The organism is Tabrizicola sp., from assembly GCF_030373185.1.
GTDB lineage: Bacteria > Pseudomonadota > Alphaproteobacteria > Rhodobacterales > Rhodobacteraceae > Tabrizicola.
Genome location: NZ_JAUCZH010000005.1, coordinates 128,225 through 141,735, shown reverse-complemented (window position 1 = coordinate 141,735; position 13,511 = coordinate 128,225). Strand labels below are relative to the sequence as shown.

14 protein-coding genes are annotated in these 13,511 nt (G+C 63.5%); 8 read left to right on the top strand and 6 right to left on the bottom strand.

Annotated features, from left to right (window positions below; translation table 11 throughout):
* Positions 1-3: 3 nt before the first annotated feature.
* The 4 genes from fdhF to QUV21_RS11670 all read right to left on the bottom strand — a co-directional run bounded on the left by fdhF (position 4) and on the right by QUV21_RS11670 (position 5,807).
* Positions 4-2,880, bottom strand: coding sequence for a formate dehydrogenase subunit alpha (gene fdhF / locus QUV21_RS11685; RefSeq protein ID WP_300855118.1), 2,877 nt, complete (start codon positions 2,878-2,880; stop codon positions 4-6).
* The gene (locus QUV21_RS11680; RefSeq protein ID WP_300855117.1) at positions 2,877-4,382 is read right to left on the bottom strand and encodes a formate dehydrogenase beta subunit; all 1,506 of its coding nucleotides are present in this window, start codon (positions 4,380-4,382) and stop codon (positions 2,877-2,879) included. Before QUV21_RS11680 ends, fdhF begins: the two co-directional genes overlap by 4 nt.
* Complete coding sequence (locus QUV21_RS11675) at positions 4,379-4,837, bottom strand: formate dehydrogenase subunit gamma (RefSeq protein ID WP_300855116.1); 459 nt, start codon at positions 4,835-4,837, stop codon at positions 4,379-4,381. The genes QUV21_RS11680 and QUV21_RS11675 overlap by 4 nt, the downstream gene beginning before the upstream one ends.
* Positions 4,838-4,925: 88 nt before the next feature.
* On the bottom strand, positions 4,926-5,807 hold the full coding sequence (locus QUV21_RS11670; protein ID WP_300855115.1) for a LysR family transcriptional regulator: 882 nt from the start codon (positions 5,805-5,807) through the stop codon (positions 4,926-4,928).
* A gap of 61 nt (positions 5,808-5,868) precedes the next feature.
* On the opposite strand from QUV21_RS11670, the gene QUV21_RS11665 reads away from it, so the two are divergent.
* The 7 genes from QUV21_RS11665 to QUV21_RS11635 all read left to right on the top strand — a co-directional run bounded on the left by QUV21_RS11665 (position 5,869) and on the right by QUV21_RS11635 (position 11,249).
* Complete coding sequence (locus QUV21_RS11665; RefSeq protein ID WP_300855305.1) at positions 5,869-6,663, top strand: S49 family peptidase; 795 nt, start codon at positions 5,869-5,871, stop codon at positions 6,661-6,663.
* Positions 6,664-6,864 (top strand): hypothetical protein, encoded by a 201-nt coding sequence (locus tag QUV21_RS11660; protein WP_300855114.1) that lies wholly within the window; start codon positions 6,664-6,666, stop codon positions 6,862-6,864.
* On the top strand, positions 6,861-7,634 hold the full coding sequence (locus QUV21_RS11655; RefSeq protein WP_300855113.1) for an SDR family oxidoreductase: 774 nt from the start codon (positions 6,861-6,863) through the stop codon (positions 7,632-7,634). The genes QUV21_RS11660 and QUV21_RS11655 overlap by 4 nt, the downstream gene beginning before the upstream one ends.
* A gap of 299 nt (positions 7,635-7,933) precedes the next feature.
* Complete coding sequence (uvrC, locus tag QUV21_RS11650; RefSeq protein WP_300855112.1) at positions 7,934-9,802, top strand: excinuclease ABC subunit UvrC; 1,869 nt, start codon at positions 7,934-7,936, stop codon at positions 9,800-9,802.
* 85 nt (positions 9,803-9,887) lie between these two features.
* The gene (gene pgsA / locus QUV21_RS11645; RefSeq protein WP_300855111.1) at positions 9,888-10,553 is read left to right on the top strand and encodes a CDP-diacylglycerol--glycerol-3-phosphate 3-phosphatidyltransferase; all 666 of its coding nucleotides are present in this window, start codon (positions 9,888-9,890) and stop codon (positions 10,551-10,553) included.
* Positions 10,550-10,798 carry a molybdopterin converting factor subunit 1 gene (gene moaD / locus QUV21_RS11640; RefSeq protein WP_300855110.1) on the top strand — a complete coding sequence of 83 codons (249 nt, stop codon included), beginning with the start codon at positions 10,550-10,552 and terminating at the stop codon, positions 10,796-10,798. Before pgsA ends, moaD begins: the two co-directional genes overlap by 4 nt.
* Position 10,799: 1 nt before the next feature.
* A complete protein-coding gene (locus QUV21_RS11635; RefSeq protein WP_300855109.1) occupies positions 10,800-11,249 on the top strand; it encodes a molybdenum cofactor biosynthesis protein MoaE in 450 nt (149 codons plus the stop codon).
* A gap of 22 nt (positions 11,250-11,271) precedes the next feature.
* Here the strand turns inward: QUV21_RS11635 and QUV21_RS11630 are convergent, their stop codons facing one another.
* Positions 11,272-12,276, bottom strand: a complete 1,005-nt coding sequence (locus tag QUV21_RS11630) for a P1 family peptidase (RefSeq protein WP_300855107.1) — start codon at positions 12,274-12,276, stop codon at positions 11,272-11,274.
* Between the two features lie 194 nt (positions 12,277-12,470).
* Between QUV21_RS11630 and QUV21_RS11625 the strand changes: the two genes are divergently transcribed.
* Positions 12,471-12,893 carry a c-type cytochrome gene (locus QUV21_RS11625; RefSeq protein ID WP_300855106.1) on the top strand — a complete coding sequence of 141 codons (423 nt, stop codon included), beginning with the start codon at positions 12,471-12,473 and terminating at the stop codon, positions 12,891-12,893.
* 78 nt (positions 12,894-12,971) lie between these two features.
* Here QUV21_RS11625 and QUV21_RS11620 read toward each other — a convergent pair whose 3' ends face one another.
* On the bottom strand, positions 12,972-13,331 hold the full coding sequence (locus tag QUV21_RS11620; RefSeq protein WP_300855105.1) for a zf-TFIIB domain-containing protein: 360 nt from the start codon (positions 13,329-13,331) through the stop codon (positions 12,972-12,974).
* Positions 13,332-13,511: the final 180 nt, after the last annotated feature.

Here is a 13,511-nt window from a genome sequence, read left to right as displayed (position 1 = left end):
CGCTCACTCCGCCGCCAGAATCCGGCGCGAGTGGGCGGCTTGGGCGTTGTAGTCCTCTTGCCACTCGGTCGGGCCGTTGGACGGCGATACCTGCACCGCCGTCACCTTGTATTCCGGGCAGTTCGTGGCCCAGTCGCTGAAGTCGGTGGTGATGACGTTGGCCTGCGTGTCTGGGTGGTGGAAGGTTGTATAGACCACGCCGGGGCTGACCCGGTCGGTGATCTTGGCCCGCAGGCTGGTATCGCCCGACCGGCTGGCCAGACGCACCCAGTCACCATCCTTGACGCCGCGCACTTCGGCATCGTGGGGGTGGATCTCCAGCACGTCTTCATCATGCCAGACGACGTTCGCGGTGCGGCGGGTCTGCGCGCCGACGTTGTATTGCGACAGGATGCGCCCGGTGGTCAGAAGCAGCGGGAAGCGCGGGCCGGTCTTTTCGTCCGTCGCGACATATTCGGTTCGGATGAACTTGCCCTTGCCGCGCACGAACCCGTCAATGTGCATCAACGGCGTGCCTTCCGGTGCCTTTTCGTTGCAAGGCCACTGGACGGACCCCATCTCTTCCAGCTTTTCATAGCTGACGCCGGCAAAGCTGGGGGTCAGGATCGCGATTTCATCCATGATCTGGCTGGGGTGGGTGTAGGTCCAGTTGGCACCCATGGCTTGGGCGAACAGTTGCGTCACCTCCCAGTCGGCATAGCCGTTGCGCGGCGCCATCACCTTGCGGACGCGGTTGATCCGGCGTTCGGCGTTGGTGAAGGTGCCGTCCTTTTCCAGGAAGCTGGAGCCGGGGAAGAACACATGCGCGTAATTCGCGGTCTCGTTCAGGAAAAGATCGTGGACAATCACACATTCCATCGCGGCAAGGCCGGCGGCGACGTGCTTGGTGTCGGGGTCCGATTGCAGGATGTCCTCACCCTGGCAATAAAGCCCCTTGAACGTGCCTTCGACCGCAGCGTCCAGCATGTTCGGGATGCGCAGGCCCGGTTCGTTGTCTATGGTCACGCCCCACATGCCCTCGAACACGGACCGCACCGCGTCATTCTTCACATGCCGGTAGCCTGGCAGTTCATGCGGGAACGACCCCATGTCGCAAGAACCCTGCACGTTGTTCTGGCCGCGCAGCGGGTTCACGCCCACGCCGGGGCGGCCGATGTTGCCGGTCAGCATGGCAAGGTTGGCTATGCCGATGACGGTGGTGGAGCCTTGGGAATGTTCGGTCACGCCCAGCCCATAGTAGATGGCTCCGTTGCCGCCGGTGGCGAACAGCCGGGCAGCGGCGCGCAATTCATCTGCCTTGACGCCGGTCAAAAGCTCCGTCGCCTCGGGCGAGTTCTGCGGCTGGCTGACAAACTCGGCGTAGTCCTGGAACTCGTCCCAGTCGCAGCGTTCGCGGATGAAGGCTTCGTTCATCAGGCCTTCGGTCACAATCACATGGGCCAGCGCGGTGACCACGGCGACGTTGGTGCCGGGGCGGAGCGGCAGGTGATGCGCTGCCTTCACATGCGGGCCATCGACAAGATCAATCCGGCGCGGGTCGATCACGATCAGCTTGGCACCCTTGCGCAGGCGCTTTTTCAGCCGGCTGGCAAAGACCGGGTGGCCGTCGGTCGGGTTCGCGCCGATCACCACAACCACGTCGGTCTGTTCGACAGAATCGAAGTCTTGCGTGCCGGCAGAAGTGCCGAAGGTCTGGCCAAGCCCGTAACCGGTGGGCGAATGGCAGACGCGCGCGCAGGTATCCGTATTGTTGTTCATGAACACGGCGCGGGTCAGTTTCTGGACCAGATAGGCCTCTTCATTCGTGCAGCGCGAGGAGGTAATGACACCGACCGACTGCCGCCCGTACTTGGCCTGGATGCCCTTCATCTTGGTCGCGGCAAACTCCATCGCCTCGGGCCAGGACACTTCCTGCCAGGGGTCGTTGATGCTGTCGCGGATCATCGGGTTCAGGATGCGGTCCTTGTGCGACGCATAGCCGTAGGCGAAGCGGCCCTTGACGCAGGAATGGCCCCGGTTGGCCTTGCCGTGCTTGTAGGGCGTCATCCGCACCAGTTCATCGCCGCGCATTTCGGCCTTGAAGCTGCAACCGACGCCGCAATAGGCGCAGGTGGTGATGACGGAATGGGACGGGGTTCCGATCTCGATGATCGACTTTTCGGTAAGGGTTGCTGTCGGGCAGGCCTGCACGCAGGCGCCGCAGCTGACGCAATCCGAGGCCAGCGCGTCATCGGTCTTGGCACCAAACGACACGCGGCTGTCGAAGCCACGGCCCTCGATGGTCAGGGCGAAGGTGCCCTGCACTTCCTCACAGGCGCGGACGCAGCGCGAGCAGACGATGCATTTGGCCGGGTCATAGGCGAAATAGGGGTTGCTGTCGTCTTTCGGCAACCACTGCGGGTTCGCCTCGCCGCTGGTGTTCTTGGCGCGGAAGTGGGTTTCCACGGCTTCGTAACGGACGTCACGCAGGCCGACGGCGCCGGCCATGTCCTGCAACTCGCAATCGCCGTTGGCGGCGCAGGTCAGGCAGTCCAGCGGGTGGTCCGAGATGTAAAGCTCCATCACGCCGCGGCGGAGTTGCTTCAGCTTGGCGTTCTGAGTGTGGACCTTCAGGCCGGGTGCAACCGGAGTGGTGCAGGATGCCGGGGTGCCGTTGCGGCCTTCGATTTCCACAAGGCACAGACGGCAGGACCCGAAAGCCTCAAGACTGTCGGTCGCGCAAAGCTTGGGCACCTGAATGCCCGCCTCGGCCGCCGCGCGCATGATGCTGGTGCCTTCCGGCACGGTCACGTCAAAGCCGTCGATGGTCAATGTGACCATCTGTTTGCTTTTCGCGGCCGGGGTACCGAAATCGCGGTCGGGGATGATGAAGTCTTTCATTCGGCGGCCTCCTTCATCGGGGCAAAGTCATCGGGGAAATGGGTCAGCGCGGACATTACCGGATAGGGCGTGAAGCCCCCCAGCGCGCAAAGCGAGCCCGATTTCATGGTGTTGCAGAGGTCAGTCAGAAGCGGGATGGCGTCAGCGTCGCCTTTGGCGATTCGGTCGATGGTTTCGGTGCCGCGCACCGCACCGATGCGGCAAGGTGTGCATTTCCCGCAGGATTCGATGGCGCAGAATTCCATCGCGAAGCGGGCCTGCTTCAGCATGTCGGCGGTGTCGTCGAATACCGTCAGGCCCGCGTGGCCGATCAGACCGCCTTGGCCGGCGAATTCCTCATACCCGAAGGGGGTGTTGAACTCTGACCGGGGGTGATAGGCGCCCAGGGGGCCACCGACCTGCACAGCCTTGACCGGACGGCCGGTTGCGGTGCCGCCGGCGATGTCATCGACGATCTGGCCAAGGGTCAAACCGAACGCACATTCATAAAGCCCGCCAAAGCGCACGTTTCCAGCGATTTGCAGGGGGATGGTGCCACGGCTGCGACCAAGGCCGAAGTCTTTGTAATGCGCGGCGCCCTTGGCCATGATCACCGGCACCGAGGCCAGCGAGATCACGTTGTTCACAACGGTAGGCTTGCCCATGAAGCCTTCCAGCGCGGGCAGCGGCGGCTTGGCGCGAACGACGCCGCGCTTGCCTTCAAGGCTGTTCAGAAGGCTGGTTTCCTCGCCACAGACATAGGCCCCGGCGCCGACGCGGATTTCCATGTCAAAGGTCGGGCCAAGCAGCCCGGCTTCGCGCGCAAGCTCGACGGCGGCTTCCATCACGCGGATCGCGACGGGGTATTCCGAACGGATGTACACAAACCCCTTGTTCGCGCCGCAGGCAAGACCCGCAATCGCCATACCCTCGATCAGGGTGAAGGGGTCACCTTCCATCAGCATGCGGTCAGCGAAGGTGGCAGAGTCGCCTTCGTCGGCGTTGCAGACGATGTATTTCTGCGCGCCCGGCGCTTCGGAAACGGTCTTCCACTTGATGCCGGTGGGGAACCCTGCCCCGCCACGACCGCGAAGGCCGCTTTCGGTGACTTCGGCCACGATGGCGGCCTTGTCCATGGCTTGCGCCCGGCGCAGGCCGACCAGACCGCCCTGCGCCTCGTATTCGGCCAGGGAGAGCGGGTCGATCACGCCGACGCGGGCAAAGGTCAGACGGGTCTGGCCCTTCATCCACGGCAGGTCTTCGACTGGCCCAAGCGCCTTGGGGTGGCTGGCAAGATCACCGAACAGCCCCGGCACATCGGTCAGGGTCAGCGGGCCGAAACCGGTGCGGCCTGCATCGGTGACGACCTCAACCAGCGGCTCCAGCCAGACCATGCCACGAGAGCCGTTGCGCACCACCTCGACCGTCAGGCCGCGGCGCGCGGCCTCGGCGGTGATTGCGGCGGCAACATCATCGGCACCCAGCGCGACAGCGGCAGAATCAAGCGGGACATAGATCTTCATTTCGCCACCTCTGCGACAATCCCTTCATCGCAGCGGCCGACAAGCCGCCCGTCCACCATTGCCGCCGGACCGCAGGCGCAAAGGCCAAGGCAGAACACGGGTTCCAGCGTCACGCGGCCATCTGGCGTGGTTTCGTGCCAGTCGATCCCCAGCGCCGCCTTGACCGCACCGGCCACCCTGTCCGCGCCCATGGCCTGACACGCCTCGGCCCGGCACAGTTTCAGCACATGCCGCCCGGCAGGGGCTTCGCGGAAGTCATGATAGAACGTCACAACGCCGTGAACCTCGGCCTTGGACAGATTCAGCGCCTTGGCAATCTGCGGCACGGCGGCTTGCGGCACATGGCCAAAGGCCTCCTGCACGGCGTGAAGGATCGGCAAAAGCGGCCCCTCAAGCCCGCTATGGGCCTCAAGTATTTCGGAAATCCGGTCAGTGGTGTCGGCGGAATCAAGCATGCGGGCAGACCTTTGGCTAGCGTGCTGCCGTTTTACGCCGCTTGATAGGAATTTCAATACAGATATGCCGTCGAACGATAGTCAAAACCTATCGAAACTGCCGCACCGCCTCATCCACCAAGGCCTGAAGCACCGGTGTTTGCGGGTCACGCCGCGCCGCGATCAGGCCGACGGTATGTTCCGCCTCGGGGTCCACGATCGGAACGGAAACCAGACGGCCATCCATCACGAACAGGTCAGCCAGCCGCTTTGGCACAATCGACGCCCAGCGCCCGGTCAGCACATGCGTCACCAGCGCCACGGTCGAGTTCGACTCGATCATCGGGGCCACCTCGACCCCGGCTTCGCCCAGGTGCTGATTGACGATCCGTCGGTTCTGCATGTCAGCGGTCAGAAGGCACAATGGCACAGCGGCAAGTTCGCCCCAGCTTACCTGCCGCCGACCGGCGAGCTCTGACCCCGGCGAGATCAGAAGGCGGTAGAATTCGGTATAAAGCGGCACCTGGGCGACACGGCCCAAGGGCTCGTTGTCCAGATAGGTGATCCCGGCTTCCAGATCGAGCGCTTCGATCCCGGTCAGGATCTCGATGCTGGTGCGTGACAGGATCGAGACCCGCACATTCGGATGCCGGGCGGTGAAGGGGCCGGTCAGATCGGCCACCATCGGCAATGCGGTGGGAATGACCCCGATCCGCAGGTTTCCCGACAGGCCGGACCGCACGACGCGCATTTCATCCTTCAACGCCCGGACATCGCCCACGATGCCAAGCGCCCGGTCCAGCACCCGCTGGCCCTCGGGCGTCAGGCCCTGAAACCGGCTGCCGCGAAAGACCAATTGCACGCCAAGCTGATCCTCCAGTTGCCGGATCGCCCCGGACAGGGAAGGCTGGGTCACACCGCACGCCTCGGCCGCGCGGCCGAAATGGCGTTCCTTGGCCAAGGCGATGAACATTTCCAGCTTGTCGATCATGCCGCAAAGCCTGCCCCGCGCCGCACTTGCCCGCAAGCCCCCGAAGGCTTACCTCTGGCCCATGATGCGTTTCATTCCCTTCCTGCCCAGACCCGCCTTCGTTCCCGTGATCCGCCTTGGCGGCACCATCGGCAGCGGCGCGCGCGGGTTGAATGACGAAGGGCTTGCCCCCCTGATCGACCGTGCCTTTTCCCGCGGCAAGCCTGCGGCGGTGGCGCTGCTGATCAACTCGCCCGGCGGGTCGGCGGTGCAGTCCTCGCTGATCGCCGCACGGATACGGCGGCTGGCCGATGAAAAGAAGGTGCCTGTCCATGCCTTTGTCGAGGATGTGGCGGCCTCGGGCGGGTATTGGTTGGCCTGTGCAGCGGATGACATCTGGGTGGATGGCAGCTCCATCGTCGGGTCGATTGGGGTGATCTTCGCGTCTTTCGGTTTTCCCGATCTGATGGCACGGCAAGGGGTTGAACGGCGCGTGGTGACGGCGGGCAAGTCCAAAAGCCTTGCCGACCCGTTTCTGCCGCAAAAGCCCGAAGATGTGGAACGTCTGAAAGCCCTGCAGGCCCCGATCCATCAATCCTTCATCGACCATGTAAAGCAGGCACGCGGCGCAAGGCTTGACCAGACCGCTGACGTGTTCAATGCCGATGTCTGGGTTGGCCAGCAGGCCGTTGACCTTGGGCTGGTGGATGGCGTCGCCCATATGGTGCCAAAACTGAAGGCGCTTTACGGCGAGAAGGTCAAACTTGTCCCCTATGGCCGCAAGCGCAGCCTGTTTCAGCGGCTTGGCCTGTCGCTTGTCGATCAGACCATCGGCGCGCTGGATGACCGCGCGCTTTGGGCGCGTTACGGTCTTTAGATGCTGCTCAAGATCATCATCATCTTCCTTGGTCTCATGGTGCTGGTCGCCCTGATCGGCCGGGCGCTGTTTCCGTCTGCCCTGCCCCGCATCCTGCGGAAGGACCGGTCACGAAAAGCCGGCAAGCCCCATGTCTGCGCCAAATGCGGGCGCTATCTGATCGGCCAGAAAAGCTGTGACTGCGGGGACAAGGCGAAATGACGGCACTGGTGACTGGCGCGGGCAGGCGGCTTGGCCGCGCGATGGCGCTGTATCTGGCGCGGCGCGGGCATGATCTGGCGCTGCATTATGCCGCGTCGCGCGATGAGGCAGAGGCTGTGGCCACCGAAATCCGCGCCATGGGCCGCCGGGCCGCAACCTTTCAGGCCGACCTTCTGGTCGAGGCCGAGACCGAAGCCCTGATTCCCGCCGCAACCGCCGCCCTTGGGCCGCTGACCGTGCTGGTCAACAATGCCTCGATCTTCGAATATGACCGGATCGACACCGCGACCCGCACCAGTTGGGACCGGCACATCGAATCGAACCTGCGCGCGCCTTATGTCCTCACCCAAGCCTTCGCCCGGCAATGCCCCCCTGCGAAGAAGGATGAAAATGGCGAGCCGCTGGCACAGGGCCTGATCGTCAACATGATCGACCAGCGCATCCTGAAGCTGACGCCCGAATTTTCCAGCTATACCATCGCCAAGATGGGCCTTTGGGCGCTGACCCGCACCGCAGCGCAAGGGCTGGCGCCCCATGTCCGCGTCAACGCCATCGGTCCCGGCCCGACCCTGCAAGGGGCGCGGCAATCGGCCGATCACTTTGCCCGACAGCGCGCCTCGACAATCCTCGGGCGCGGCGCGAACCCATCAGATATCACCGCAGCGCTTGGATTTTTCCTCGACAGCCCGGCTGTTACCGGCCAGTTTCTGGCCATCGACGGCGGGCAGCATCTTGCCTGGCAAACCCCCGATGTGCTTGGGGTCGAATAGCGCGATCCGGTGGCCCTGAACTGAGTTGTCCACTTTTCATGCCCGGTTCACATCGCCGTCACAATTACCGTGAGTTTTCAGGGATTTGCCAAGTGGTTTAAAATCTTTCCTTCACAATCAATGGCTTGACAAACTGCACAAAAAATAGGCAAGCCAGTGAACCGGGCTGAAAACAACGGAAAATCGACGCTCCCGAAATCTTCTCCGCAGAGTTATCCACATAAACCGTGGACAGCTTTCCTCTTGCCCCTGCCCGTGGTTCATTGCAGCCCCGACCAAGAATCGACAGCCTGAACACCATGGATGAAACCCCGACAACCGCACCCCGCACCGGGCATGAGGTGATCCAGGATTACCTCCGGACGCTCGACGGCTCGCCCGGCGTCTACCGGATGCTGAACGCGGCGTCCGAGGTGCTGTACGTCGGCAAGGCGCGCAACCTTAAGGCGCGGGTGTCAAATTACGCTCGCCCATCCGGCCATTCGGGGCGGATCGCGCGGATGATCCATGAAACCGCCTCGATGATGTTCCTGACCACGCGCACGGAACTTGAGGCGCTTTTGCTTGAGCAAAACCTGATCAAGCAGTTGAAGCCGCGCTACAACGTGCTTCTGCGCGACGACAAATCGTTCCCGAACATCCTGATCTCGTCGGAACACCCCTTTCCCCAGATCAAGAAGCATCGCGGCAAGAAATCGGAAAAGGGCGCCTATTTCGGCCCCTTCGCCAGCGCGGGCGCGGTGAACCGGACGCTGAACCAGTTGCAGAAGGTGTTCCTCTTGCGCAACTGCTCGGATGCGATGTTCGAAAGCCGCACCCGACCCTGCCTGCAATACCAGATCAAGCGTTGTTCGGCACCCTGTGTGGGCAAGATCAGCCAAGACGGCTATGCGACCCTCGTCGCTGATGCGACCCGCTTTCTGGAGGGGAAGACCACATCCGTGCAGGCGGACCTTGCCAGATCCATGGCCGAGGCCAGCGAAGCGATGGAGTTTGAACGCGCTGCCGCCCTGCGGGACCGGATCAAGGCGCTCACCCAGGTCCAGCAGACCCAGGGCATCAACCCGGCAAACGTGGCCGAGGCGGATGTGGTGGCGCTCCACCTCGAACACGGGCAGGCCTGCGTTCAGGTCTTCTTCATCCGCGCCAACCAAAGCTGGGGCAACCGCGACTTCTACCCCAAGACCGGGGCGGGGGCGGAAGAACCCGAGATCATGGAGGCATTCCTTGCCCAGTTCTACGACGACAAGGATCCGCCCCGCCTGATCTTGCTGTCACATCCGGTGGAAAACCCCGATCTGGTGGCCGAGGCGCTGGCCACCCGCGCCGGGCGCAAGGTGGAACTTGCCGTTCCCCAGCGTGGTGAAAAGGCGGAACTGGTGGAAAACGCCGCAAGGAACGCCCGCGAAAGCCTTGCCCGGCGGATGGCGGAAAGCACCACTCAGAACAAGCTGCTGCACGGTCTGGCCGAGGCCTTCGACCTGGATTCCCCGCCGCAGCGGATCGAGGTTTACGACAACTCCCACATCCAGGGCACCAATGCCGTGGGCGGCATGATCGTCGCCGGGCCGGAAGGCTTCTTGAAATCGCAATACCGCAAGTTCAACATCAAGTCGGATGCCGGGGCCAATTCCGACGACTTCGGCATGATGAAGGAAGTCCTGACCCGCCGATTCGAGCGCCTGCTGAAAGAAGATCCCGAGCGGAAGTCGGACAGGTGGCCCGACCTCCTTCTGATTGACGGCGGCGCGGGGCAGGTGTCGGCGGTGGCCGGGATCATGTCCGAACTCAGCGTCGAGGATATCCCGATGATCGGCGTCGCCAAAGGCATCGACCGCGATGCAGGCAAGGAAGAATTCCACCGCCCCGGCGAACGCCCCTTCGCGCTCCAACGCAATGATCCCGTCCTCTACTTCATCCAGCGCCTGCGCGATGAGGCGCACCGCTGGGCCATCGGCGCCCACCGCGCCAAGCGGGCAAAGGCGGTCAGCCTGACCCCCCTCGACGACATTCCCGGCATCGGTGCCGCCCGCAAACGCGCGCTTCTCCAGCACTTCGGGTCAGCGAAGGCCGTCGCCCGCGCCGGGCTGACAGATCTTCAGGCGGTGGACGGGATTTCCGAAGCGATGGCCCGCACGATTGCCGATTTCTTCTCGGCCAAGGGATAGGGGGCGATCCGCCACTTGCTCCGCTGCGCCTGACTGAGCCACGAATACCCTTTCGTCCCGCAACACCTTGGTCTACGAATTCCACATGCGCTGGAACATTCCGAACACCCTTACCGTTCTTCGCCTGCTCGCAGCGCCCGGCGTGGCCCTGATGTTCCTTTATTTCCATCGTCCATGGGCTGACTGGTTCGCCCTTGCCCTTTTTGTCGGCGCTGCGATCACCGATTGGTTCGACGGCTACCTCGCCCGGCTCTGGAAGCAGGAATCCAAGTTCGGCGCGATGCTCGACCCGATTGCCGACAAGGCCATGGTGGTCATCGCCCTGATGGTGATCACGGGCTACAACGGCATGAACCCCTGGCTGATCCTGCCCGCGACGCTGATCCTGTTCCGCGAGGTTTTCGTATCCGGCCTGCGGGAATTTCTTGGCGCCAAGGCAGCGCTGTTGAAGGTCACGCAATTGGCCAAGTGGAAGACCACGGCGCAGATGATTGCCATTGCCGTCCTGTTTCTTGGCACCGGGCTGGAATATCTGAACGGCGTTGCGATGCAGGGCATGACAACCGATCAATACGCCGAAGCGGTTTCGGCCGGGCTTGCCGATCCGGTCCGTGCCTGCGGCAACCGCGACTGTGCCTCCTATGCCAACCTTGTCGGCATCTGGCTGATGTGGCTGGCCGCGGCGCTGACCCTTTTGACGGGGTGGGAGTATTTCCGTAAATCGCTGCCATTCCTGCGGGAAGACACATGATCGACGTGCTGTATTTCGCCTGGGTTCGGGAACGGATCGGCCTGCCGCGGGAAAAGGTGGAAACCTCGGCCGCGACGGTGGCCGACCTTATCGACCAGCTCCGCGCCCGGGAGGACCGCTACGCCGCCGCCTTTGCCGACCTTTCGGCGTTGCGCGTTGCACTGGATCAGGAACTGTCGTCCTTTGATGCTCCGCTTTCCGGGGTGCGGGAGGTCGCCTTCTTTCCACCGATGACCGGGGGCTAGGATGAAGATCGCGGTCCAGTCCGAACCCTTCGACCTTGGGGCCGAAACCTCGGCCTTTTCCGCAGCTGTAACGGGTGCAGGGGCCGCAGGGGCGATTGTGACCTTCACCGGGCTCGTGCGGAACGACGGTGGCGCCCTTTCGGCGATGGAGATCGAGCATTATCCCGGCATGACCGAAAAGGCGATTGCCGCCATCGCGGACGAAGCCGTCAGGCGTTGGTCGCTGGCCGATGTGCTGGTCATTCACCGCCACGGCAGGCTTGCCCCGGGTGAGACGATCATGATGGTTGCCACCGCGGCTCCGCACCGCGCCGATGCGTTTGCGGCGGCCGAGTTCCTGATGGACTACCTGAAATCCCGCGCACCGTTCTGGAAGAAAGAGATCGGAGCCGATGGGTCGGACTGGGTGGCCGCCAAGGACGCCGATGAGGCTGCATTGAAGCGCTGGTAGCGCGCACCTCCGCCTTCAGCCTTCAGCCCGCACCTTGCTCCTTGCCGAAGCGCGCGTGCCAACTGGGTTGCAGGTCGCCGTCCACTGGCTTTGCCAAATACACCGCCCGGGCAATGGCCCGCGAAAGGCAGCTTGCGGCGGCATGGCCGATCTGGAAGCCGTCAACCAGCGGGTCAGTCATCACGCGCCCGGCGGTGGAAACGGCGAACACAAGGTCACCGTCCAGCGCTGTATGCGATGGCACCAGCGCCCGCGCCATTCCGTCATGCGCGGCAACGGCCATGCGCTGCGCCTGCGCCTTGGTCAGCGCGGCATCGGTTGCGACAATGGCAATCGTCGTCGACTCACCCAGCCGCTTTTGCGGCAAGGGGGCCATGTCTGGCTGCATCGGGGCCGGGCCAAGACCGCCGAATTCATCCCCCTGTTCCCAAGGCGCGGCCCAGAAATGGCCGGTCTCACCCACCGTTGCCGCGCCAAGCGCGTTTACCGCAACCAGCGCCCCCACGGTGATACCAGACGGCAGCACCGCCGAGGCCGACCCAAGCCCGCCCTTCAGGGTGCCTGTCATCGCCCCATATCCCCCCCCGGCAGAGCCAATCGCAAAGACGGCGGCGGCAGCGTCCAGCGCCGCGCGGCCCAGGACAGGATATGGGCTGTCCCGCCAATCCTTCGCCCCACCGTTCAGAAGATCAAAGAGGATCGCCCCCGGCACGATAGGCACCCGCACCGGACCAACCACAAAGCCCCGCCCAATGGCGCGCAACCCCGCCATGATACCGGTTCCGGCATCAAGACCAAAGGCGGACCCACCTGACAGGAACAGCGCATCCACCTGATCGACCAGCCGGTCGGGCGCCAGTAGATCCGTCTCGCGCGTTCCCGGGGCGCCCCCCATGACGTGAACGCCCGCCACGAAGGGGCGGTCGGCGGTCAGGACCGTCACCCCGGACCGCAGCCCTTTGTCCTGTGCATTGCCGACGCGCAGGCCTGCAACATCGGTGATCAGATTGTGTGGTCCGGGTCGCATCGGCACCCTCTGTCGCGTTGTCCCGTGGCGGGTCGTGGATCGACCTTAGGGCAAGCGGCCGTGATGCAAAAGGAGACCTGCGTATCACGCGGGACTTTTCCCGACAGAGTGCCATGCGTTGACGGCAATCAATGAACCCCGGCCCAAGCGATGCTGACCTGCGCAAGAGGCAAGGATCGGCGGGAGGGTCTGTCATGGTCAAGACATTCGAACTGGCGGGGCTTTGCGCCCTGTTCACGTTGACGGGCGGTGCCGCCATTCAGGCACAGGACGCATCCTTTGGCGCAAATATCTACAAGGATTACTGCGTTGTCTGTCATGGCGAGTCCGGGGCCGGGGATGGCATGGTTGGGGTGCTTTTCGCCCAGCCGCCGGCAGATTTGCGCCTGCTTGCCCGCAACAACAACGGCGTATTTCCAGCCGCGCAGGTGATCGAGGCGATCTATGGGCGGCGGTCCATTCAGGCGCATGGTCAGACCGAGATGCCGATCTGGGGCGACTTTTTCATGAGCCAAACGCTTGAAAGCCCCACGATCGACCCGAAGGACGCCGCGATGATCACCCAAGGCAGGGTGCTTTCAGTGGTGAGCTTTCTGGAATCGCTGCAGGTCGAATAAGGCTGGACGGACGATTGCCCAGGGACAATCGGCCAATCCGTCGGGTGGACCGGCGATGAGGCAGGCGGAGGCGGCCCGTCAGAAATCGAAGATATCCGACAGAAAGCTTTCGCGCCGCTTCTTCTTGTGACCTCGGCGATGGTCATCATCATCGTCGTCGTCATCGCGACGGCGCTTCTCGCGGCGGTCATCGTCGCGCAACGTCTGCGGCGCGCGGGGCTCTGGCTGGTAGACCGGCGCTGTATGGCGGAACGGCGGCGAGGGCGTCGGGGCCAAGACCGGGGCAGGCGCGGTCGCGGTCGCGCCAAACGAACGTTCGATGATCTTGTCCAACTCTCCCCGGTCCAGCCATACGCCTCGGCATTTCGGGCAGTAGTCGATTTCGATTCCCCTGCGGTCGGCCATGACCAGAGTTTCGTTATCCACCGGGCAGCGCATCCCATTCTCCTTGATTGCGGCCTGACAAAGATGGGTGCGCCCGGAAATCCCGCAAGACGAGGCCGGAAATATCAGCGAAAGCTTGCAAATTGCCGCGACCTGCGGCAGGACTTTGCCGGAGCCGTGGCGATGGCGTCGCCGCAGGGGCATTTGCCCCACCGCTTGCAGGGCAATCCTGCC

Excerpts from the sequence above, each read along its gene's own strand:
- fdhF (WP_300855118.1), bottom strand. The coding sequence starts at position 2,880 with ATGAAAGACTTCATCATCCCCGACCGCGATTTCGGTACCCCGGCCGCG.
- QUV21_RS11680 (WP_300855117.1), bottom strand. The coding sequence starts at position 4,382 with ATGAAGATCTATGTCCCGCTTGATTCTGCCGCTGTCGCGCTGGGTGCC.
- QUV21_RS11675 (WP_300855116.1), bottom strand. The coding sequence starts at position 4,837 with ATGCTTGATTCCGCCGACACCACTGACCGGATTTCCGAAATACTTGAG.
- QUV21_RS11670 (WP_300855115.1), bottom strand. The coding sequence starts at position 5,807 with ATGATCGACAAGCTGGAAATGTTCATCGCCTTGGCCAAGGAACGCCAT.
- QUV21_RS11665 (WP_300855305.1), top strand. The coding sequence starts at position 5,869 with ATGATGCGTTTCATTCCCTTCCTGCCCAGACCCGCCTTCGTTCCCGTG.
- QUV21_RS11660 (WP_300855114.1), top strand. The coding sequence starts at position 6,664 with ATGCTGCTCAAGATCATCATCATCTTCCTTGGTCTCATGGTGCTGGTC.
- QUV21_RS11655 (WP_300855113.1), top strand. The coding sequence starts at position 6,861 with ATGACGGCACTGGTGACTGGCGCGGGCAGGCGGCTTGGCCGCGCGATG.
- uvrC (WP_300855112.1), top strand. The coding sequence starts at position 7,934 with ATGGATGAAACCCCGACAACCGCACCCCGCACCGGGCATGAGGTGATC.
- pgsA (WP_300855111.1), top strand. The coding sequence starts at position 9,888 with ATGCGCTGGAACATTCCGAACACCCTTACCGTTCTTCGCCTGCTCGCA.
- moaD (WP_300855110.1), top strand. The coding sequence starts at position 10,550 with ATGATCGACGTGCTGTATTTCGCCTGGGTTCGGGAACGGATCGGCCTG.
- QUV21_RS11635 (WP_300855109.1), top strand. The coding sequence starts at position 10,800 with ATGAAGATCGCGGTCCAGTCCGAACCCTTCGACCTTGGGGCCGAAACC.
- QUV21_RS11630 (WP_300855107.1), bottom strand. The coding sequence starts at position 12,276 with ATGCGACCCGGACCACACAATCTGATCACCGATGTTGCAGGCCTGCGC.
- QUV21_RS11625 (WP_300855106.1), top strand. The coding sequence starts at position 12,471 with ATGGTCAAGACATTCGAACTGGCGGGGCTTTGCGCCCTGTTCACGTTG.
- QUV21_RS11620 (WP_300855105.1), bottom strand. The coding sequence starts at position 13,331 with ATGCGCTGCCCGGTGGATAACGAAACTCTGGTCATGGCCGACCGCAGG.